We start from the raw sequence: 20275 nt of genomic DNA on the forward strand, positions 1-20275 counted from the left end.
ACTGTGCCGCATATCGTTCTTTAGGTACGGCTTATTTGTCCAGCCGCATTCCCTATGTGTTGTGCAAGTGCAACCTCGCTGATCAGCGGGTCCGTCCGGGCAGGGCCGGGGGAGTGCCCTGATTGGTACCGGGCGGGTCTCATCCGGGAAGATGGGGGGCATGACCGCCCAGATTCTCGATGGCAAGGCCACCGCAGCCGCGATCAAGTCCGAACTGACCGCCCGCGTGGCGGCCCTGAAGGAGAAGGGCGTCACGCCCGGACTCGGTACCGTCCTGGTCGGCGACGACCCGGGCAGCCAGAAGTACGTCGCGGGAAAGCACCGCGACTGCGCGCAGGTCGGCATCGCCTCCATCCAGCGCGAACTGCCCGCCACCGCCTCCCAGGAGGAGATCGAGGCGGTCGTCCGCGAGCTCAACGAGGACCCCGACTGCACCGGTTACATCGTGCAGCTCCCGCTGCCCAAGGGCATCGACGAGAACCGCGTCCTGGAGCTCATGGACCCGGACAAGGACGCCGACGGCCTGCACCCGATGAACCTCGGCCGCCTCGTCCTGAACGAGCCGGCGCCGCTGCCCTGCACCCCGTACGGCATCATCCGGCTGCTGCGGCAGCACGACGTGGAGATCAAGGGCGCCGAGGTCGTCGTCGTCGGCCGCGGCGTGACCATCGGCCGCCCGATGCCGCTGCTGCTCACCCGCAAGTCCGAGAACGCCACCGTCACGCAGTGCCACACCGGCACCCGTGACCTCGCCGCGCACCTGAAGCGGGCCGACATCATCGTGGCCGCCGCGGGCGTCCCGCACCTGATCAAGCCCGAGGACGTGAAGCCCGGCGCCGCCGTCCTGGACGTGGGCGTCTCGCGCGACGAGCACGGCAAGATCGTCGGAGACGTCCACCCGGGCGTCGCCGAGGTCGCGGGATGGATCTCCCCGAACCCGGGCGGCGTCGGCCCGATGACCCGCGCCCAGCTCCTGGTGAATGTCGTCGAGGCCGCGGAACGCTCCGCGCGCTGAACGGGAAAGCGAACGGGAAAGAGGCGAGGCCATGAGCACGGAACCTGAGGCGGGCAGCACCGCGGTGCCGCCCCGGGCCAAGGGCGCGGTCAGCGCGCCGGGCCCGGACGGGCGGCCGCGGAAGGTGTCGCGCCGCTTCCCGCTGTTCACGCGTGACACCGCGCGCCCCGAGGGCGGCGGCCGCGCCGCGGCCGGCGACGCCCCCGCACCGGCCCGCCAGTGGCCGCTGCTCAGCGTCGTCTCCCTGGTCGGGGTCGGTCTGCTGCTCACGGCGCTCGACGTGTTCCGCATCGGCACGATGCTGGTCGGCATCGCCCTCATCGGCGGCGCCGCGCTGCGCTGGGCGCTGCCGGACGTGGGGATGCTGGCGGTGCGCTCGCGCTTCACGGACATGGTCACCTACGGCGCGCTGGGCCTCGCCATCGTGCTCCTGGCACTGATGGCGCAGCCCGATCCCGTGCTGGAGATCCCGTTCCTGGACGACACGCTGCACTTCACGATCTGACGGCGGTCGGCGCGGAAAGCCCCGCGCGTACGCGAACGGTGGCCCGTCCTCCCCCGAGGGGACGGGCCACCGTCGCGTGGACCGGCGGCCCCCGTTCGGCAGCCCTTGTCCGGTCTCCCGACCGCCGCGGTCCCGTGCGGCTGCGGCGCTCGCCCGGCGCCGTGGCACTGGTCCACACGTTAGGCGGCGGCCGACCGACGCGTCGTCCCGTCCTGGGTGTAACTCCCGCTCCGCCCAGGGCGGTAGCCGCGCGGTTCCTGCAACTTCCGCGGTACCGCGGCTGGTTGACGTTCCGCTTGGCATACGCGCGTTACGCTGCGGCGATGCGGATCCGCCCCCTCGCAGTCGACGCCCTCATCGCGGTCGCCCTGACCACGGTGGCCGTGCTGCTCGGCCAAGAGTCCGCCAAGCAGGGCTGGGCCCCACTGGACGCCCTCGGCTACGCGTTGGTCGCCCTGGTCAGCGTGCCCGTCGTGGTCCGCGGCAGGGCGCCGCTCGCCGTGACCCTCGTCGTCCATCTGGCGTGGTTCGTCTACGTCACCCTCGGCTACTGGCCCGTCGTCGGCACCTTCGGACCCATGCTCTGCGTCTACACCGTCGCCTCCCTGCGGCCCCCGCGCACCTCCCTCGCCTGCACGGTCCTGATGGCCGCCGTGTGGATCTACGCCGGCGCGATCAGTGCGGACGCCTCGATGCCGTCCGTCGTCGGCCAGGCCGTCGGCTTCTCCCTGGTCCTCTGGCGCTTCGGGTACGTCGCGCGCCGATCGGCCGAACTGGCACGGCAGTTGAAGCTGGAGCAGGACGAGCGGGCCCGGCGCGAGGTCGCTCAGGAGCGGGTCCGCATCGCGCGCGAACTGCACGACGTGGTCGCCCACCACATGTCGGTGATCTCCGTGCAGGCGGGCCTCGCGACCTTCGTCTTCGGCTCCGACCCGGCCACGGCACGCACCGCGCTCGGCACCATATCGGGGACCAGCGGCGAGGCCCTGGAGGAGCTGCGCCGCATGCTGCGGGTGCTGCGCTCCGAGGACGGCGAGTGCGGCGACGGCGCGCCCGCGGCGCCGATGCCCGGCCTCGCCCGCCTGGACGAGATGATCGAGCGGGTACGCGCCGGCGGGGTCCGCGTCGACCTGCGCGTCACGGGAACCCCCAGGCCGCTGGCGCCCGGCGTCGAACTCTGTGCCTACCGCGTGGTGCAGGAGGCGCTGACCAACGTACTGAAGCACGCCCCCGGCGCCGCCGCCTCCGTCGAACTCGCCTATCTGCGCGGCCACATCGAGGTCTCCGTCACCGACGACGGCACGGGCGAGGGGGTGATTCCGGACAGAGTGCGAACGGGCAGTGGACACGGCTTGATTGGGATGCGCGAGAGGGCCAAGCTCTACGGCGGGGCGATCAGCATCGGCCCGCTGAGCGAGGGGGGTTTCGCCGTGCGCCTGACCCTGCCGACCTCGGCGCGTGCCGCGGCGCAGGGGGACGACAGGGCGGAATGACCGGATGACCGGCTCCATCAAGGTACTTGTCGTCGACGACCAGTTCCTCATCCGCGCGGGCCTGGTGGGCCTGCTGCGCGCCGCACCCGGCATCGAGGTCGTCGGCGAGGCGGGCGACGGCGACGAGGCGGTCGCGCTCGCCGCGCGGACACGGCCCGACGTCGTCCTCATGGACATCCGGATGCCGGGCACGAACGGCATCACGGCCACCCGCAGAATCCTCGCGGAGGCGGCCGAACCGGCACCGCGCGTCCTGGTCCTGACCACCTTCGACCTCGACGAGTACGTCTACGGGGCGCTGCGCGCGGGAGCGTCCGGGTTCCTGCTGAAGGACTCGGGCCCCGAGCGGCTGCTGGCCGCGGTGGCGGCCGTGGGCAGCGGCGACGCGCTCTTCGCGCCCAGCGTGACGCGGCGCCTCGTCGCGGCGTTCACCCGGCAGGGCGACGGCTCCGCGACGGACGACGGCGAGGGGCAACCCCCCGCGGACCTCGGGGCGTTGACGCTGCGCGAGGTCGAGGTGCTGAAGCTGATCGGACGCGGCCTGACCAACGCGGACATCGCCGAGCGGCTCTACATCAGCGAGGCCACCGTCAAGACCCACCTCAACCGCACCATGAGCAAGCTCGACCTGGACAGCAGGGCGCAGGCGGTGGTGGTGGCGTACGAGACGGGGCTCGTCACCCCCGGGGGGTGAGGTCCCGTGACACCTGGGGGCGGTGCGGCCGGTCGGTGGGTGACCGGCCGCCGGCTTCCTGTCACGCGACCTTTCGCGAGACCTTTGTACGGGTGGCCGGGCTCAGCAGGTGACGACCTTGCCGTAGGAGCCGCGGCCCCAGGTCCACTCCCACTGCTCGTTGTTCTGGTACGTGAGACAGGGCGAGTCGTTGCCCCAGTCGATCACCACTTTCAGGTGCATGGCCTGACCGCACTGGTTGGTCACCTTCACGTACTTGCGGTGCTTGATGACGTCCCGCTTGACGCAGGCGGGGGCGGTGCCGCGCAACTGGGCGGCGGAGGCGGGCGACGCGGCGGCCGTGGTGGACGCGGCGAGGGTCGTGGGGGTCGTCGGTGCGGCCGAGACCGCGGGGGCCGCGGCGAGGCCGGTGCCGAGGAGGGCGGAGGCGGCGATGAGGCCGCCGGCGAGCCGCCTGCCGTACTTCGTGTGCTTCACACGCTTCGCGTACTTCACGTACGTCATGTCGTTCATGTTCCGACTCTGCCGAGCCGACAGGGGCGGAGGTCGCAAGACAGGGCCGAAGTCGCCCTTTCGGGGAAAAGGAGACGGTGCCCGTCCCTACCCCCGTGGAAGGACGGGCACCGTCGTTCGGGGGTGTGTTTCCTGCTGGAATCTCCCGATGTAAGCGGTGCGTTCCGCTCGTGATCCAGCGTCATGGACCGGCCCACCGCGTTCAAGGGATGGCCGTTCCCTGTGGCACGGAGGTGACCATTCCGCAACGGTGTTCGGGGCCTGCAACGTTCGGAGCCCGCAACGACCTGCGGGGCGGGCGGTGGTGAGGGTGAGCCGCCGGAGGGGGCAAGTGCCGTGAGCGGGGAGCTTTGGGGTGTCCCGGGTCGCTCCCCGGGGTTCCGCATCGTGGAGCGGTGCGGCGATGGGACACTGGGCCGGACACCGCGGGGAGCGCGGCGAGCGCGACCGCGTCCGCCAGTGGCCCGAATGCTCCCGTGCGCCCCCACTCCGGGAACTGACATCCTGGCTTCGCGCATCCCTCTGGGTAGTCCGGAACCGGGATGGCGCCGGGTCGGCGCGGGGGCAGGACATGCACGTACGGGGGGAACAGGGGGAGTAATGCCTCGTTGGAAAGCGCTACCGGATGAGCTCGACCCGCAGGTCAGGGAGTTCGCGAGCCAGCTGCGCAGGCTCGTCGACCGCAGTGGTCTGAGCATCGCGGCGGTGTCCGACAGAACCGGATACAGCAAGACGTCGTGGGAGCGCTATCTGAACGGGCGGTTGCTCGCGCCGAAGGGGGCGATCGTCGCGCTGGCGGAGGTGACGGGGACGCCGCCCGTGCACCTCATCACCATGTGGGAGCTCGCCGAGCGGGCGTGGAGCCGCTCCGAGATGCGGCACGACATGACGATGCAGGCGATTCGGATCTCTCAGGCGCGGGCTGCGTTGGGGGAGTTGGGGCCCAATTCCTCTGCGGGCGGCAAGTCGACGGGGGCGGGCCCGACCGGGTCGGGGGCGTCCTCTCCTTCTCCTTCTCCCTCTCCCCCGTCTGGGTCAGCTGCCTCAGCCGGTTCGTCTTCGTCCAAGCTGACCAAGCCCTCCGCGCCTGCCGAGGCCTCTCGCGGGGGTGGTGGGGTGGGGCGTGCGACCGGTGTGGCTGGGCCTGCCGGGGTGTCGCCGACTGTGCCGCCTTATGGGGCGGGTGCGGGTGCGGGTGCCGGCGGTGTGGGTGCGGGTGCGGGTGGTGCCGGGGCTGGTGCTGATGTCGGCTTTGGGGTTGTTGGTTCTGCGGAGTCGTACGGGGCGTCCCGGTCGTACGGTGATGTCTCTCCGTCCGCCTTCGGTGGAGGTGGGGGTACGGGGCCCGTGGGGGCACCTGCACCTGCGCCGGCCGGTCCCGCCGGGCCGGGTGGGCCGGGTGGGCCGGGTGGGCCGTCGGGGGACTCGCCCGACAAGCAGCGGCGGCGCCGGAAGCTGACGATGTTCCTCGCGGGTGTGGTGGGGGCTCTCGTCGTCACCGCGGCCGCGGTGTTGATGACGGGGTTCGGCGGTGACGACAAGGATGGCGACGAGGCCAAGCCGCCGGTGAAGCCGTCCACCAGCGACACGAAGCTTCCCGCGGGGGTGGAGTGCGGCGGCAAGGACTGTGCGGGCAAGGACCCGGAGAACATGGGCTGCGGCGGTGAGCTGGCGAGGACGACGTCGCGGGCGACGATAGGCAAGACGCTGGTCGAGGTGCGGTACAGCAAGGCGTGCGGGGCCGCGTGGGCGCGGATCACGCAGGCGACGCCTGGGGACGAGCTGACGATCACGGGGTCTGGCGGGGGCGCCTCGGCGAAGCAGAACAGCACGGTGAACGAGGACTTCGACGCGTATACGCCGATGGTGGCGACGAAGTCGGGGACGGCGGCGAAGGCGTGCGCGACGCTGACGTCCGGGCAGACCGGGTGCACGGAGTAGTCCTTGGGCGGTCTCGCCTTGGGTCCGTCTTGTGGGGCGGGGTCGCGGGGGTATGTGCGTACTCGCTATCCCTGCGCCCCGCTGCACGAACAAAGACGCTATGGCTGGCTCGGTGCTCCGTGCGCACATACCCCCGCGCCCCCTCGGGCGCGTACGCGGATGCGGCCCGGCGGGGGCTTCTTCAGGCAAGCCCCGCAGGGCCGGTGCCTCCCGGGGGCTTCAGGTGTGGCCTCGGGTGGGGCGGTGCCTCAGGGGGGCTTTGGGCGGGTCGGTGCATCGGGGCGCGGCGGGCTGTTGCCTCCTGGGGCGCGGGGGCGGCGGGCTGCTGCTTTCAGGGGTACGGGGGCGGCGGGCTGTTGCTTTTAGGGGCGCGGGGAACTGCGCGACAAGCCACAACGAACCCGCACCCGCCCACGCAGCGCGCCCCGCAACGGCGGGTGGTCTTTAGGGGCGCGGGGAACTGCGCGACAAGCCACAACACACCCGCACCCGCCCACGCAGGGAGGAACCCACCCACCCCGCACCGCCCAAGGCCTAGGGGCCAGCCCACGCGGGGAACTGCGCGACAAGCCACAACGAACCCGCACCCGCCCACGCAGCGCGCCCCGCAACGGCGGGTGGGCTTTTAAGGGGCGCGAGGAACTGCGCGACCAGCCACACCACACCCGCACCCGCCCGCGCAGGGAGGAACCCACCCACCCCGCACCGTCCAAGGCCCAGGGGCCAGCCCACGCGGGGAACTGCGCGACCAGCCACAACCAACCCGCACCCGCCCACGCAGGGCAACCCCCACGTACATCCCGCAGGGCAAACCGCACCCCCTCCACGGAGTGAAATCGCTGCTCAGGGAGGGGGGTTGGGATTGTGGGGAGAAAAGTTTGGGCGTGGGTGCATGACATCGGATCCGGAGGGCAGGCGGACGTTACCCCCACGGGAGTGGTCACACCCCCACGGCGGCCGCCACGCTCCCCCCCCCCGTGGCGGCCGCCCCCCTTACGAGGGGCGTAGGCATCCGTTCAAGCCCAGCGCCGCGCCCTGTGGGGCGGGCCACACCGACCCGGCGGCCAGGGGTGCCCGGGGCGCGATAGCCTGACGGCGGATCTCTCTTGATGCCAAGAGATCGATCATCGAGAGGCGATCGAGGACTCGACGAGGCGTCGGCGGGGATCCAGGAACAAGGGGATCCAGGTACGAACGTCGGGGACCCCACCACCAGCTGTCTTACGGAGATCGCCATGACCCGCACTCCCGTGAATGTCACCGTCACCGGCGCCGCCGGCCAGATCGGCTACGCGCTGCTCTTCCGCATCGCCTCGGGCCACCTGCTCGGCGCGGACGTGCCGGTCAACCTGCGCCTTCTTGAGATCACGCCGGCCCTGAAGGCCGCCGAGGGCACCGCCATGGAGCTCGACGACTGCGCGTTCCCGCTGCTGAACTCGATCGAGATCAGCGACGACCCGAACGTCGCCTTCGACGGCGCCAACGTCGCGCTGCTCGTCGGCGCCCGGCCCCGTACCAAGGGCATGGAGCGCGGTGACCTCCTGGAGGCCAACGGCGGCATCTTCAAGCCGCAGGGCAAGGCCATCAACGACAACGCCGCGGACGACATCAAGGTGCTCGTGGTGGGCAACCCCGCCAACACCAACGCGCTCATCGCGCAGGCCGCCGCCCCGGACGTACCGGCCGAGCGCTTCACCGCGATGACCCGCCTCGACCACAACCGCGCGCTGTCGCAGCTGGCGAAGAAGACGGGCAGTTCGGTCTCCGACATCAAGCGTCTGACCATCTGGGGCAACCACTCGGCGACCCAGTACCCGGACATCTTCCACGCGGAGATCGCCGGCAAGAACGCCGCGGACGTCGTCTCCGACCAGGCCTGGCTCGCCGACGAGTTCATCCCGACCGTCGCCAAGCGCGGTGCCGCGATCATCGAGGCCCGTGGCGCCTCGTCGGCCGCCTCCGCCGCCAACGCCGCCATCGACCACGTCCACACGTGGGTCAACGGCACGGCCGCCGGCGACTGGACCTCCATGGGCATCCCGTCGGACGGTTCGTACGGCGTGCCGGAGGGGCTCATCTCCTCCTTCCCGGTCACCACCGAGAACGGCACGTACAAGATCGTCCAGGGCCTGGACATCAACGAGTTCTCGCGCACGCGCATCGACGCGTCCGTGCAGGAGCTCTCCGAGGAGCGCGAGGCCGTCCGCGGTCTCGGCCTCATCTAGTCCCGGCAGCACATCGCCCACCGCCCCCGGCGGCCGCTCACCGCGGCCGCCGGGGGCGGTCGGCGTTTCGGGGGGAGCTGTCGGCAGGGGCGGTTCAAGTCGAGCGGGGTGTGGTGTTGAGCTTCTGCTCGTGAATGTAGTACTTCTTATACATGAGCGAGCAAGTGCACAACAGGTTGGCGATGGTGCGCGCCGAGCGGAAGGTGTCGCGTCAGAGCCTGGCCGAGGCGGTGGGTGCCCACTACCAGACCATCGGCTACATCGAGCGAGGGCAGTACAACCCGAGCCTCGACCTCGCGCTGAAGATCGCGAAGTTCTTCGAGCTGCCGGTCGAGGCCCTGTTCTCCCTCGAGCCTTTTCGCCCGCTCACGGATCAGGTCTACGGGAGGAACCAGTGATGAAGACCGACGAGCAGCGCCCCCTGACCGGCTACGACCGGCGGATGTACGCGCTCATGAACCGGCGTGAGGGTGCCCTGTTCCACGCCACCGCGGCCCGCCGCCGCGCCGCGGTCCTCGCGCACGTCGTGCTGACCGCGGTGGGCATCGCGTGCTGGCTGTACTCCGTGTTCGGCGACGAGCGCTGGGCGACGTTCGGCCTCCTCGGGATCCTGTTGCCGTGGTGCGTGGCGACCGGTGTCATCAACGGCGCGACCCGCGGCCTCCTCGAACTGCGGGTCCGCGCCCTGGACGAGCGCCAGCGCGCCGAGAGGAACCGGGTGGGGGCCCGCGCCCAGTACGTGATGATGTGGCTCCTGTTCTCCGTGACCGTCGCCGTCGGCGTCGCGGGCCTCGCCGGTGTGGAGATCGAGGGGCTCGTCTTCCCCGTGCTGTTCAGCGTGTTCGTCGTGCACTGGCTGATGCCGCTGTGGATGGCGGGCCTGACGGCCGTCGACGAGCCGGCGGACGACGAGATCGGTGAGACGGGTGAGATCGGCGAGATGGGCGAGCTTGGCGAGATCGGCCGCGTCGGTCGGGGCGTGTAGCCCTGGGGCTCACGTCCGGCGTCGTCGGCTCCCGCCTTCCTCGGGGACTTCGTTCCCGGCGCGAACATTCCGTTCAGGACGTCACCTCCGGTGACACGCTGTGAACCGAGCGTACGTTTGACTCCGAGTGCCCCCACGCGCAGTGACACAGCGCACTTTCGGCCACCGGATGCGCATGCTTTCCCCCTTGGAGGGCAGGTGCACCCGGCTACCGCGAGTGACAGGCGGGGCATATGACAGGAACGGAAGGCAAACGGGACGTGTCCGCACAACAGACCATCCATGTGGGCGGAGAGTGGCGTGCTGCCGCCTCCGGCGCCACCCGCGAGATCCTCGACCCGGCGGATGCCAAGCCGTTCGCCGTGATCGCCGAGGGCTCCACGGAAGACGCGGACGCCGCCATCGACGCCGCCCGCAAGGCCTTCGACGAGGGCCCCTGGCCGGGCACGCCGGTCGCCGAGCGCGCCGCGCTGCTGCGCCGCGTCGCCGACCTCCTCGTGCGCGACCGCGAGGAGATCGGTCTCCTCGAGAGCCGCGACGCCGGCAAGACCCTCGAAGAGGGCCGCGTCGACGTGGACTGCGTCGCCGACGCCTTCCGCTACTTCGCCGACCTCGTGATCGGCGAGGGCGCAGGGCGCGTCGTCGACGCGGGCTCCGACGACATCCACAGCGTCGTCGTGCACGAGCCGATCGGCGTCTGCACGATGATCACGCCCTGGAACTACCCGCTGCTCCAGGCCAGCTGGAAGATCGCGCCCGCGCTCGCCGCCGGCAACACCTTCGTCATCAAGCCGAGCGAGGTCACCCCGCTGACCACGGTCGCGCTGATCGAGCTGCTCGTCGAGGCGGGCCTGCCCGCCGGCGTCGCGAACATCGTGACCGGCCCCGGCCACACCGTCGGCGCCCGCCTGTCCGACCACCCCGACGTCGACCTGGTCTCCTTCACCGGCGGCCTGGTCTCCGGCACCAAGGTCGCCCAGGCCGCCGCGCTCGGCGTGAAGAAGGTCGCCCTGGAGCTCGGCGGCAAGAACCCCAACGTGGTGTTCGCCGACGCCTGCGCCACCGAAGAGGGCTTCGACACCGCCGTCGACCAGGCGCTGAACGCGGCCTTCATCCACAGCGGGCAGGTCTGCTCCGCCGGTGGCCGCCTCATCATCGAGGAGTCGGTGCGCGAGCGCTTCGTCGCCGAACTCGCCCGCAGGGCCCAGAAGATCAAGCTCGGACGCGGCACCGAGGACGGCGTCGAGTGCGGTCCGCTCGTGTCGCGGCAGCAGCGCGAGAAGACCGAGATGTACGTCGCCTCCGCCCTGGAGGAGGGCGCGGTGCTGCGGTCGGGCGGCAAGCGGCCCGAGCCGAGCGAGGTGCGGCCCGCCGAGGGGTACTTCTACGAGCCGACCGTGCTCGACCAGTGCCACCGCGAGATGAAGGTCGTACGGGAAGAGGTCTTCGGACCCGTCCTGTCGGTGGAGACCTTCCGTACCGAGGACGAGGCCGTCGCCCTCGCCAACGACACCGAGTACGGTCTCGCGGGCGCCGTGTGGACCAGCGACTCCGGACGCGCGCGCCGCATGGCCCGCCGGATGCGCCACGGCACCATCTGGATCAACGACTTCCACCCCTACCTGCCGCAGGCGGAGTGGGGCGGCTTCGGCAAGAGCGGCGTCGGGCGCGAGCTCGGTCCCGCGGGCCTCGCCGAGTACCGCGAGTCCAAGCACATCTACCAGAACCTGGCACCGCAGCCGGTCCGCTGGTTCGCCGGCTGACGGCAGGCGCGAAGAGGTACGCGCGGGGCGGGAGGTCCGCCCCGCGCGCAACACGTTCAAGCACCCCCCGCTCATTACGCGCAAGCACCTTGGCACGACCTCGCAGGAAGAGGAGCACGTACGCATGTCTGACCAGACCGAGTTCGACTACGTCATCGTCGGTGGCGGCACCGCAGGATCGGTGATCGCGTCCCGTCTCACCGAGAACCCGGACGTCACCGTCGCCGTCATCGAGGGCGGGCCCAGCGACATCGGCCGCGAAGACGTCCTCACGCTGCGCAAGTGGCTCGGACTGCTCGGTGGTGAGCTGGACTACGAGTACACGACCACCGAGCAGCCGCGCGGCAACTCGCACATCCTGCACAGCCGCGCCAAGGTGCTCGGCGGCTGCTCGTCGCACAACACCCTGATCTCCTTCAAGCCGCTGCCCTCCGACTGGGACGAGTGGGAAGAGGCGGGCGCGGCCGGCTGGGGCGCCAAAGCCATGGACCCCTACTTCGGCAAGCTGCGCAACAACATCGTGCGCGTCGCCAAGAAGGACCAGAACCAGATCGCCACCGACTGGGTCGAGGCGACGAAGACCGCGCTCGGCGTCCCCGAGGTCGTCGGCTTCAACGACAAGCCCTTCGACGAGGGCGTCGGCTTCTTCGACCTCTCGTACCACCCGGAGAACAACAAGCGCTCCTCCGCGTCGGTCGCCTACCTGCACCCCCACATGGAGGCCGGTGACCGCCCGAACCTCCACCTCTTCCTGGAGACCTGGGCCACCAGGCTGGAGCTGGCAGGGAAGACCGCCCGCGGTGTGCACATCCGCACCAAGGACGGGGTGGAGAAGCTGTTCACCGCCCGCCGCGAGGTGCTGGTCTGCGCCGGTGCCGTCGACACGCCCCGGCTGCTCATGCACTCCGGCATCGGTCCGAAGAAGGACCTCGAAGCCCTCGGCATCCCGGTCGTGCACGACCTGCCCGGCGTCGGCGAGAACCTCATCGACCACCCCGAGTCGGTCATCGTCTGGGAGACGAACGGGCCGATCCCCGGCAACTCCGCGATGGACTCGGACGCCGGTCTGTTCGTGCGGCGGGACCCGGCCCACAAGGGCCCGGACCTGATGTTCCACTTCTACCAGATCCCGTTCACGGACAACCCGGAGCGCCTCGGCTACGAACGCCCCGAGCACGGCGTGTCGATGACGCCGAACATCCCCAAGTCCCGCTCCCGCGGCCGCCTCTACCTGACGTCGGCCGACCCCGAGGTCAAGCCGGCCCTCGACTTCAAGTACTTCGAGGACGCGGAGGACTACGACGGCCGCACGCTCGTCGACGGCATCAAGCTCGCGCGCAAGGTCGCCGAGGCAGAGCCGTTCAAGAAGTGGCTCAAGCGCGAGGTCTTCCCCGGCCCGGAGGTCACCGAGGACGCCGAGATCAGCGAGCTCGTGCGCAAGGCCGCGCACACCGTCTACCACCCTGCGGGCACCTGCCGAATGGGTGCTTCCACTGATGAACTCGCAGTGGTCGACCCGGAGCTGAAGATCCGCGGTCTGGCCGGAATCCGTATCGCGGACGCATCCGTCTTCCCGACGATGCCCGCCGTGAACCCGATGATCGGAGTACTCATGGTCGGGGAGAAATGTGCCGAGATCCTTGGTGGTGAGGGCCGATGAGCGAGGCCACCGTGGACACCACGGACACGACGAACGACGTGAACGCACCGGGCGAGCGCCCCGTCTTCGCCGTCAAGAACCTCTGGAAGGTCTTCGGACCCAAGGCCGAGCGAATACCCGGCGACACCGGGCTGCACGGCCTGAGCCCCGCCGAACTGCGCGAGCGGACCGGCTGCACCGCCGCCGTGCGCGATGTGTCCTTCGAGGTCAAGAAGGGTGAGGTCTTCGTCGTCATGGGCCTGTCGGGCTCCGGCAAGTCCACCCTCGTACGCTGCCTGACCCGGCTCATCGAGCCCACCTCCGGCGCCCTGGCCATCGACGGCGAGGACGTCCTCGCCATGGACCAGGCCCGCCTGCGCGAACTGCGCCGCCACCGCGCCGCCATGGTCTTCCAGCACTTCGGCCTGCTGCCGCACCGCTCCGTCCTCGACAACGTGGCGTACGGCCTGGAGATCCAGGGCGTCGGCAAGGCCGAGCGCCGCGCCAAGGCCCTCGACGTCGTCAAGAAGGTCGGCCTCGAAGGCCTCGAACAGCGCAAGCCCGGCCAGCTCTCCGGCGGCCAGCAGCAGCGCGTGGGCCTGGCGCGCGCCCTCGCCGTGGACCCCGAAGTCCTCCTCTTCGACGAGCCGTTCAGCGCCCTCGACCCGCTGATCCGCCGCGACATGCAGGAAGAGATCTGCCGCCTGCACGACGAAGAGGGCCGCACGATGGTCTTCATCACCCACGACCTCAGCGAGGCCCTGCGCGTCGGCGACCGCATCGCCCTGATGCGCGACGGCCGCGTCGTCCAGATCGGCACGCCCGAGGAGATCGTCGGCTCCCCGGCCGACGACTACGTCCGCGACTTCGTGCGCGACGTGGTGCGCGCCGACGTGATGAGCGTGCGCAGCGCCATGCGCCCCGCCGACGAGGACGAGGAGACCCGCGGCACCGCGATCTCCCCCGACGCCAAGGTCGCCGAGGCCATCGAGGCCGTCGCCCGCTCCGGCTTCCCGGTGCGCGTGATGGACGGCAAGCGCTGCCTGGGCGTCGTGGACCACGCCGGGCTGCTCGCCGTCGTCGCGGGCACCCCGGCGCCCGCGACCGCCGGCCGGGGCGAGGCGGTCGCCTGATGGCCACCGCCACCGCCTCCAGCCCCGTACGAGATACGGGAATCGGTGCGCTCCTGCGTCACCGCGTCGTCGGCAAGCTCCTGCTGCTCGCCCTCGCCGCGGCGATCCTCGTGCCGATCGCGAACGCCAAGTGGGCCTCCGGCGCCTGGCCGGACGCGCTCACCGTCGACCTGACCGAACCGCTCGGGAAGACCACCGACTGGATCATCGACAACCGGGACAGCCACTGGCTGTTCACCTACTTCTTCGGGCACATCAGCAACGCCATCGTCCTGTCGGTGCGCGGCATCTACCTGGTGCTCCTCGCGGGCGGCTGGGCCGGTGTCGTCGCCGGTGCCGCCCTGATCGCCTGGCGGGTCGCGGGCGTGCGGATCGCGGTCCTGACGGCCGCCTCGTTCGGCCTGTGCGGGCTGCTCGGCATGTGGGTGCCGACGATGCAGACCCTGGCCCTGATGGTCGTCGCCGTCCTCGCCTCCGTCGTGCTCGGCGCGCTCATGGGGCTCGCGGCCGGACTGAGCGAGCGGATCTTCCGGCTGCTGCGGCCCGTCCTCGACACCATGCAGGTGCTCCCCGCCTTCTCGTACCTGCTGCCCGCCGTCCTGATCTTCGGCGTCGGTGTGCCCGCCGCCGTCCTCGCGACGGTCATCTACGCCGCCCCGCCCATGGCCCGCCTCACGGCGCTCGGCCTGCGCGGCGCCGACGGCGGTGTGATGGAGGCCGTGACCTCGCTGGGCACCACCGCACGCCAGCGGCTGTTCTCCGCGCGCCTCCCGCTGGCCCGCAAGGAACTGCTGCTCGGCCTCAACCAGACGATCATGATGGCGCTCTCGATGGCCGTGATCGCCTCGATGATCGGCGGCGCCGGTCTCGGTGACCGCGTCTACCAGGCCCTCGGCTCCGTCGACGTCGGCGCGGCCCTCGCCGCGGGAATCCCGATCGTGCTGCTCGCCGTGGTCCTCGACCGCGTCACGAGCGCGGCCGGTGAGCGCATGGGCGCACAGCCGGTGGACCGCCAGACGCAGGGAGCCGCCTACCGGTGGGCGACCGGCGGACGCGGCTCGGCGCTGGCCGCCCTGGTCACCGCCGTCGTCGCCGTCGCCTTCCGCCTCGCCGACCGGCTGGACTGGCCGGAGACCTGGACGGTGAACATCGTCGAGCCGGTCAACACCGCCAAGGACTGGATGGTCGACCACATCTACACCGGCGTGCCCGTCGTCGGCGGCACCGCCGACTGGGCCGCGCACTTCACCACGTGGATCCTCGACCCGGTCCGCGACGGGCTGCAGTGGATGCCCTGGTGGTCCCTGCTGCTCCTCGTCGCGGCCCTCGCCTGGCTGATCGGCACCTGGCAGACCGCGCTCACCGCGGTCCTCGCGATGGCCGGGATCGGCGTGCTCGGTGTGTGGGACAAGTCCCTCGACACGCTCTCGCAGGTCCTCGCCGCCGTCGCCGTCACGATGGTCATCGGCTTCGCGATCGGCATCGCGACCGCCCGCAGCACTCGGCTCGAACGGCTGCTCAGGCCCGTCCTTGACATCTTCCAGACGATGCCGCAGTTCGTGTACCTGATCCCGGTCGTGGCGCTCTTCGGCATCGGCCGTGCCCCCGCGGTCGCGGCGGCCATCGTGTACGCGCTGCCCGCCGTCATCCGCATCACCACCCAGGGCCTGCGGCAGGTCAGCCCCGCCGCGATGGAGTCCTCCAAGTCCCTCGGCGCGACCGGCTGGCAGCAGCTGCGCCAGGTCCAGCTCCCGCTGGCCCGCCCGGCGCTGATGCTCGCCGTCAACCAGGCGGTCGTCCTCGTCCTCGCCGTCGTCGTCATCGGCGGTCTGGTCGGCGGTGGCGCGCTCGGTTACGACGTGCTGTACGGCATCGCGCAGGGCGACCTGGCCTCCGGCCTGGTCGGCGGCGCCGCCATCGTCTGCCTCGGTCTGATGCTGGACCGGGTGACGCAGCCCACCGAACGCCGCGCGAAGAAGGGGGCGTGACATGCGAGTTCGTCCGCGTGTACTGAGCGCCGTGGCCGCCGGAGGGGTCCTGCTCGCGCTGAGCGGGTGCGGCAAGGCCGACATGACCAAGCAGGCATCCCCGTACGCGAACGCGGCGGGTGCCAAGACCGTGACGCTCTCCGTGCAGTCCTGGGTGGGAGCCCAGGCGGACGTCGCCGTCGCCGAGTACCTGCTCGACCACGAGCTGGGCTACCGGGTGGACAAGGTCCAGATCGACGAGGTCCCGGCCTGGGACGCGCTCAGCCAGGGCCGCGTCGACGCGATCATGGAGGACTGGGGACACCCGGAGCAGGAACAGCGCTACATCAAGGACAAGAAGACGATCGTCCCCGGCGGAGACGTCGGCGTGACCGGGCACATCGGCTGGTACGTCCCCACGTACTTCGCCAAGAAGCACCCGGACGTCACGAACTGGAAGAACCTCAACAAGTACGCGGACCAGTTCCGTACGGCGGAGAGCGGCGGCCAGGGCCAGCTCATGGACGGCTCCCCGTCGTACGTCACGAACGACAAGGCGCTCGTGAAGAACCTCGGCCTGGACTACAAGGTCGTCTTCGCGGGCTCCGAGGCGGCGCAGATCACCCAGATCGAGCAGTTCGCCAAGCAGAAGAAGCCGTTCCTGTCGTACTGGTACAAGCCGCAGTGGCTCTTCGAGAAGGTGCCGATGACGGAGGTGAAGCTGCCCGAGTACAAGGAGGGCTGCGACGCCGACCCGGCGAAGATCAAGTGCGCCTACCCGCACACGCCGTTGCAGAAGTACTTCAACGCGGACTTCGCGAAGAACGGTGGCGAGGCCGCGCAGTTCCTCAAGAAGTTCAACTGGTCCGAGGAGGACCAGAACGAGGTCTCCCTGCTGATCGCCGACAAGAAGATGTCGCCGCAGGACGCGGCGAAGGTCTGGATCGACAAGAACGAGAAGAAGTGGAAGGGGTGGCTGCCCAAGTAGCCGCCGCTGTCACGGTGCACGGTGCCGGGCTCCCGCTGGTCGGGGGCCCGGCACCGCCGTGTCCGGGGCCTGCGGCGTGACGGCCTGACGGGGTGACGGCCTGGCGGCGTTACGCCAGCTCCCCGGCGGTCGTCCGCAGCGCCGCCAGGCTCCGGTGCAGCAGCCCGGGGCCGAACGTGATCCGGGTGGCGCCGAGCTCGCCCAGCTCCCGCAGGGTGGGGCCGTCCGGCTTGGCCAGCACGTTGAGCGGTCCCTCGATGCCCGCCCGCAGTACGGGAATCGCCTCGGGCGGTGCCAGGATCGGGTATACGCAGTCGGCGCCCGCGGCCCGGTACAGGCGGGCCCGCGCGATCGCCGCCTCCGGGTCCCTCTCGCCCCTGACGAACGTGTCTACACGGGCGTTGACGAAGAGCCGGTCGCCCGCGGCCTCGCGCACCTCCGCGAGGAAGTCGGCCTGCTCGGCGGGGTCCCGGAGCCTGCCGGTCCCGTCCGCGCCCGCGGAGGAGTCCTCCAGGTTGCAGCCGACCGCACCCGTCTCCAGGAGCCGCTCCACCAGCTCCTTCGGGGCGAGGCCGTAGCCGTCCTCGACGTCGGCGGTCACGGGCACGGAGACGGACCGCACGATCCGCCCGACCGCCGCGAACATCTCCGGCGGCGGCACTTCTCCGTCCTCGTAGCCGAGGCAGAGCGCGACGCCGGCGCTGGGCGTGGCGAGCGCCGCGTACCCGGCCTCCTCGAAGACCCGCGCGCTCGCGGCGTCCCACGGCCCCGGCAGCACCAGCGGGTCGCCCGGCGCGCGGTCGTGGTGCAGGGCGCGCAGGGCGGCCGCGGCGTGCGGGGTGTCCGCGGCGCGCCGGGTGTCCGCCGCGCTCACCATGCCGGGCCGCCCGGGTCGATGCGGCGGCTGACCATCAGCCGGTTCCAGCTGTTGATGACGGTGATCACGCCGATGAGATGGGCGAGTTCACCCTCGTCGAAGTGCTTGGCGGCCCGCTCGTACGTCTCGTCCGGCACGAAGCCGTCGGTCAGCAGCGTGACGGCCTCGGTCAGCGCGAGGGCGGCGCGCTCGCGCCCGGTGAAGAGCTCCCCGGCCTCCTCCCAGGCGTTGAGGAGGGCGATGCGCTTGGTGCTCTCGCCGTTCTTCACGGCCTCGTCCACGTGCATGTCGAGGCAGAAGGCGCAGGCGTTGATCTGCGAGGCCCGCATCATCACCAGCTCGGCCAGCACGGGGTCGCCGAGGCCCTTCTTGGCGGCGGCGCCGAGCGCGCCCATCGCGCGCGCCACGCCTTGATCCAAGTGGGTGGTGCGCGGGCTCACTTGGCGCCCTCCGCCTTGTAGTGGCCCGGCACCTGGCGGGTGCTGACGCCGAAGCGGTTCCACGCGTTGATGACCGTGATCGCGGCGATGAGCTGGGTCAGCTCCGCCTCGTCGAAGTGCTTGGCGGCCCGCTCGTACACGTCGTCCGGCACGAACCCGTCGGTCAGCACGGTGACCGCCTCGGTGAGCTCGATCGCGGCGATCTCCTTGGCCGTGTAGAAGTGCCGCGACTCCTCCCAGGCGCTGAGCTGGATGATCCGCTCGACGCTCTCGCCCGCCGCGAGGGCGTCCTTGGAGTGCATGTCGAGGCAGAGCGCGCAGTGGTTGATCTGCGAGGCGCGGATCTTGACGAGCTCGTAGATCACCGGGTCGAGGCCCTTACGGGCGGCGGCGTCGAGCTTGATCATGGCCTTGAAGACCTCGGGTGCGTGCTGGGACCAGGCCAGGCGCGGGGTGTGCTCGTGGACGTATCCCTCGCCGCCCTCGCCGGTGGCCGTGGTGTCGGTGCTGGTCGCGTTCGTCGTCATGCCATCGACACTACGGTCGAGGTAGCCCACGGGTATGGTCCATTTCCATGGAAGAAACGTGGGCCACTCTGGGCGTCGACCTCCACCTGGAGACCGGCGGCGACGCGTCCCGCCACGGCGTCCGCAAGGGCCTGACGGACGCGCTGCGCGAGGCCGTGCGCGGCGGCAGGCTCGCCCCCGGCACCCGCCTGCCGTCGTCCCGCGCCCTCGCCGTCGACCTCGGCATCGCCCGGAACACGGTCGCCGACGCGTACGCCGACCTGGTCGCCGAGGGCTGGCTCACCGCCCGCCAGGGCTCGGGAACCCGGGTGGCGGAACGGGTGGTGACCCCGCCGGTACGGCCCGCGCAGCCCCGCAGGAAGGGCGGAGCGCCCACCTACGACCTCACCCCCGGCACGCCCGACCTGTCGGCCTTCCCGCGCGCGGAGTGGCTCAAGGCGGCCCGGCGCGCGCTGGCCGCCGCCCCCAACGACGCCCTCGGGTTCGCCGACCCGCTCGGCCGCGTCGAACTGCGCACCGCCCTGGCCGGCTACCTCGCGCGGGCCCGCGGCGTGCACGCCGACCCCGACCGCATCGTCGTCACGGCGGGCTTCGTGCACGCCCTGTCGATCCTGGGCCGCGTGCTGCGGGCGCGCGGACAGCGGGAGATCACCGTGGAGTCCCACGGCCTCGACCTGCACTGGAACCTGCTGCACCGCGCGGGCCTGCACACGGTGCCGCTCGCTTTCGACGCACTCGGCACGGACGTCACGAGCCTCACCTCGCCCTCCTCCCCGTCCCCGTCCTCGTCCCCATCCTCGTCCTCCTCCAAGGCGGTGCTGCTCACCCCCGCGCACCAGTTCCCGCTGGGCCTGCCGCTGCACCCCGACCGGCGCGCGGCAGTCGTCGACTGGGCGCGACGGGAGGGTGGGCTGATCCTGGAGGACGACTACGACGGCGAGTTCCGCTACGACCGCCAGCCCGTCGGCGCGCTCCAGGGCCTGGACCCCGAACACGTCGTGTACCTCGGCACGGCCAGCAAGGCCCTCGCCCCCGGCCTGCGCCTGGGCTGGATGGTGCTCCCGTCCGGGCTGCGCGACGAGGTGCTCGGCGAGAAGGAGGCAGCGGGCGCGTCCTGCGGCGCGCTCGACCAGCTGACGCTCGCGGAGTTCATCACGTCGGGGGCGTACGACCGCCATGTCCGCGCCGCACGCCTGCGCTACCGGCGCCGCCGCGACCAGCTCGTGGCGGCGCTGGCGGCCCGCGCCCCCGAGGTCGGCGCCACCGGTATCGCGGCCGGCCTGCACGCGGTCCTCGAACTCCCCGAAGGCACCGAGCGGTCCGTCGCCCAGGCCGCCAACTGGCGACACCTGGCGATCCACGGCCTCTCCACCTACCGCCACCCCCGAACGCCCCCCGACACGGCCCCGATCGGAGACGCGTTGGTGGTCGGCTACGGCACACCGGCGGAGCACGCGTGGGCGGGGGCGCTGGAGGCGTTGTGCGGGGTGTTGCCGTGAGGGCCGGCGGGGCCACGGAAATATCAGCCTCTCCGGCGATTGAGGGGCGGGGTCCGGGGAGGAGCCCCGAG

18 protein-coding genes are annotated in these 20275 nt (G+C 71.3%); 14 read left to right on the forward strand and 4 right to left on the reverse strand.

What is annotated here, in order from left to right:
- Positions 1-160 precede the first annotated feature (160 nt).
- From ACZ592_RS06050 to ACZ592_RS06065, 4 genes are all read left to right on the forward strand, one after another.
- Positions 161-1015: a bifunctional methylenetetrahydrofolate dehydrogenase/methenyltetrahydrofolate cyclohydrolase gene (locus tag ACZ592_RS06050; protein ID WP_471580281.1), complete on the forward strand. Its 855-nt coding sequence runs from the start codon at positions 161-163 to the stop codon at positions 1013-1015.
- Positions 1016-1046: 31 nt separating this feature from the next.
- Entirely contained in the window at positions 1047-1520 is a 474-nt protein-coding gene (locus ACZ592_RS06055; protein WP_471580282.1) for a DUF3017 domain-containing protein, read from the forward strand.
- Positions 1521-1843: 323 nt separating this feature from the next.
- A complete protein-coding gene (locus tag ACZ592_RS06060) occupies positions 1844-3013 on the forward strand; it encodes a sensor histidine kinase (protein WP_471580283.1) in 1170 nt (389 codons plus the stop codon).
- 4 nt (positions 3014-3017) lie between these two features.
- The gene (locus ACZ592_RS06065; RefSeq protein WP_471580284.1) at positions 3018-3707 is read left to right on the forward strand and encodes a response regulator; all 690 of its coding nucleotides are present in this window, start codon (positions 3018-3020) and stop codon (positions 3705-3707) included.
- Positions 3708-3809: 102 nt separating this feature from the next.
- Here ACZ592_RS06065 and ACZ592_RS06070 read toward each other — a convergent pair whose 3' ends face one another.
- Positions 3810-4220: a hypothetical protein gene (locus ACZ592_RS06070; RefSeq protein ID WP_471580285.1), complete on the reverse strand. Its 411-nt coding sequence runs from the start codon at positions 4218-4220 to the stop codon at positions 3810-3812.
- A 600-nt stretch (positions 4221-4820) separates the two neighbouring features.
- Between ACZ592_RS06070 and ACZ592_RS06075 the strand changes: the two genes are divergently transcribed.
- From ACZ592_RS06075 to ACZ592_RS06115, 9 genes are all read left to right on the forward strand, one after another.
- Positions 4821-6161 (forward strand): helix-turn-helix domain-containing protein, encoded by a 1341-nt coding sequence (locus tag ACZ592_RS06075; RefSeq protein WP_471580286.1) that lies wholly within the window; start codon positions 4821-4823, stop codon positions 6159-6161.
- Between the two features lie 1235 nt (positions 6162-7396).
- A complete protein-coding gene (locus ACZ592_RS06080) occupies positions 7397-8386 on the forward strand; it encodes a malate dehydrogenase (protein ID WP_471580287.1) in 990 nt (329 codons plus the stop codon).
- A 152-nt stretch (positions 8387-8538) separates the two neighbouring features.
- Positions 8539-8784: a helix-turn-helix transcriptional regulator gene (locus ACZ592_RS06085; protein ID WP_423596892.1), complete on the forward strand. Its 246-nt coding sequence runs from the start codon at positions 8539-8541 to the stop codon at positions 8782-8784.
- The gene (locus ACZ592_RS06090; protein WP_471580288.1) at positions 8784-9371 is read left to right on the forward strand and encodes a hypothetical protein; all 588 of its coding nucleotides are present in this window, start codon (positions 8784-8786) and stop codon (positions 9369-9371) included. Before ACZ592_RS06085 ends, ACZ592_RS06090 begins: the two co-directional genes overlap by 1 nt.
- 233 nt (positions 9372-9604) lie before the next feature.
- Positions 9605-11134 (forward strand): aldehyde dehydrogenase family protein, encoded by a 1530-nt coding sequence (locus tag ACZ592_RS06095; protein ID WP_471580289.1) that lies wholly within the window; start codon positions 9605-9607, stop codon positions 11132-11134.
- A 124-nt stretch (positions 11135-11258) separates the two neighbouring features.
- The gene (locus tag ACZ592_RS06100; protein WP_471580290.1) at positions 11259-12794 is read left to right on the forward strand and encodes a GMC family oxidoreductase; all 1536 of its coding nucleotides are present in this window, start codon (positions 11259-11261) and stop codon (positions 12792-12794) included.
- The gene (locus ACZ592_RS06105) at positions 12791-13906 is read left to right on the forward strand and encodes a quaternary amine ABC transporter ATP-binding protein (protein ID WP_471580291.1); all 1116 of its coding nucleotides are present in this window, start codon (positions 12791-12793) and stop codon (positions 13904-13906) included. The genes ACZ592_RS06100 and ACZ592_RS06105 overlap by 4 nt, the downstream gene beginning before the upstream one ends.
- Complete coding sequence (locus ACZ592_RS06110) at positions 13906-15894, forward strand: ABC transporter permease (protein ID WP_471580292.1); 1989 nt, start codon at positions 13906-13908, stop codon at positions 15892-15894. Before ACZ592_RS06105 ends, ACZ592_RS06110 begins: the two co-directional genes overlap by 1 nt.
- A gap of 1 nt (position 15895) precedes the next feature.
- A complete protein-coding gene (locus ACZ592_RS06115) occupies positions 15896-16861 on the forward strand; it encodes an ABC transporter substrate-binding protein (protein WP_471580293.1) in 966 nt (321 codons plus the stop codon).
- Between the two features lie 109 nt (positions 16862-16970).
- On the opposite strand, the gene ACZ592_RS06120 is transcribed toward ACZ592_RS06115, so the two are convergent.
- From ACZ592_RS06120 to ACZ592_RS06130, 3 genes are read right to left on the reverse strand one after another with little or no spacing between them, the layout of a single operon-like run.
- On the reverse strand, positions 16971-17738 hold the full coding sequence (locus ACZ592_RS06120; protein ID WP_471580294.1) for an isocitrate lyase/PEP mutase family protein: 768 nt from the start codon (positions 17736-17738) through the stop codon (positions 16971-16973).
- On the reverse strand, positions 17732-18133 hold the full coding sequence (locus tag ACZ592_RS06125; protein ID WP_471580723.1) for a carboxymuconolactone decarboxylase family protein: 402 nt from the start codon (positions 18131-18133) through the stop codon (positions 17732-17734). The genes ACZ592_RS06120 and ACZ592_RS06125 overlap by 7 nt, the downstream gene beginning before the upstream one ends.
- Before the next feature lie 41 nt (positions 18134-18174).
- On the reverse strand, positions 18175-18705 hold the full coding sequence (locus tag ACZ592_RS06130; protein ID WP_471580295.1) for a carboxymuconolactone decarboxylase family protein: 531 nt from the start codon (positions 18703-18705) through the stop codon (positions 18175-18177).
- A 47-nt stretch (positions 18706-18752) separates the two neighbouring features.
- Here ACZ592_RS06130 and pdxR point away from each other — a divergent pair, with 47 nt between their 5' ends.
- Complete coding sequence (gene pdxR, locus ACZ592_RS06135) at positions 18753-20204, forward strand: MocR-like pyridoxine biosynthesis transcription factor PdxR (RefSeq protein ID WP_471580296.1); 1452 nt, start codon at positions 18753-18755, stop codon at positions 20202-20204.
- The last annotated feature ends 71 nt before the right edge of the window (positions 20205-20275 follow it).

The organism is Streptomyces sp. NPDC040622, assembly GCF_055593965.1.

Excerpts from the sequence above, each read along its gene's own strand:
- ACZ592_RS06085 (WP_423596892.1), top strand. The coding sequence starts at position 8,539 with ATGAGCGAGCAAGTGCACAACAGGTTGGCGATGGTGCGCGCCGAGCGG.
- ACZ592_RS06070 (WP_471580285.1), bottom strand. The coding sequence starts at position 4,220 with ATGAACGACATGACGTACGTGAAGTACGCGAAGCGTGTGAAGCACACG.
- ACZ592_RS06105 (WP_471580291.1), top strand. The coding sequence starts at position 12,791 with ATGAGCGAGGCCACCGTGGACACCACGGACACGACGAACGACGTGAAC.
- ACZ592_RS06075 (WP_471580286.1), top strand. The coding sequence starts at position 4,821 with ATGCCTCGTTGGAAAGCGCTACCGGATGAGCTCGACCCGCAGGTCAGG.
- ACZ592_RS06130 (WP_471580295.1), bottom strand. The coding sequence starts at position 18,705 with ATGACGACGAACGCGACCAGCACCGACACCACGGCCACCGGCGAGGGC.
- ACZ592_RS06060 (WP_471580283.1), top strand. The coding sequence starts at position 1,844 with ATGCGGATCCGCCCCCTCGCAGTCGACGCCCTCATCGCGGTCGCCCTG.
- ACZ592_RS06110 (WP_471580292.1), top strand. The coding sequence starts at position 13,906 with ATGGCCACCGCCACCGCCTCCAGCCCCGTACGAGATACGGGAATCGGT.
- ACZ592_RS06050 (WP_471580281.1), top strand. The coding sequence starts at position 161 with ATGACCGCCCAGATTCTCGATGGCAAGGCCACCGCAGCCGCGATCAAG.
- pdxR (WP_471580296.1), top strand. The coding sequence starts at position 18,753 with ATGGAAGAAACGTGGGCCACTCTGGGCGTCGACCTCCACCTGGAGACC.
- ACZ592_RS06090 (WP_471580288.1), top strand. The coding sequence starts at position 8,784 with ATGAAGACCGACGAGCAGCGCCCCCTGACCGGCTACGACCGGCGGATG.
- ACZ592_RS06055 (WP_471580282.1), top strand. The coding sequence starts at position 1,047 with ATGAGCACGGAACCTGAGGCGGGCAGCACCGCGGTGCCGCCCCGGGCC.
- ACZ592_RS06115 (WP_471580293.1), top strand. The coding sequence starts at position 15,896 with ATGCGAGTTCGTCCGCGTGTACTGAGCGCCGTGGCCGCCGGAGGGGTC.
- ACZ592_RS06080 (WP_471580287.1), top strand. The coding sequence starts at position 7,397 with ATGACCCGCACTCCCGTGAATGTCACCGTCACCGGCGCCGCCGGCCAG.
- ACZ592_RS06095 (WP_471580289.1), top strand. The coding sequence starts at position 9,605 with ATGACAGGAACGGAAGGCAAACGGGACGTGTCCGCACAACAGACCATC.
- ACZ592_RS06120 (WP_471580294.1), bottom strand. The coding sequence starts at position 17,738 with ATGGTGAGCGCGGCGGACACCCGGCGCGCCGCGGACACCCCGCACGCC.
- ACZ592_RS06125 (WP_471580723.1), bottom strand. The coding sequence starts at position 18,133 with ATGGGCGCGCTCGGCGCCGCCGCCAAGAAGGGCCTCGGCGACCCCGTG.
- ACZ592_RS06100 (WP_471580290.1), top strand. The coding sequence starts at position 11,259 with ATGTCTGACCAGACCGAGTTCGACTACGTCATCGTCGGTGGCGGCACC.
- ACZ592_RS06065 (WP_471580284.1), top strand. The coding sequence starts at position 3,018 with ATGACCGGCTCCATCAAGGTACTTGTCGTCGACGACCAGTTCCTCATC.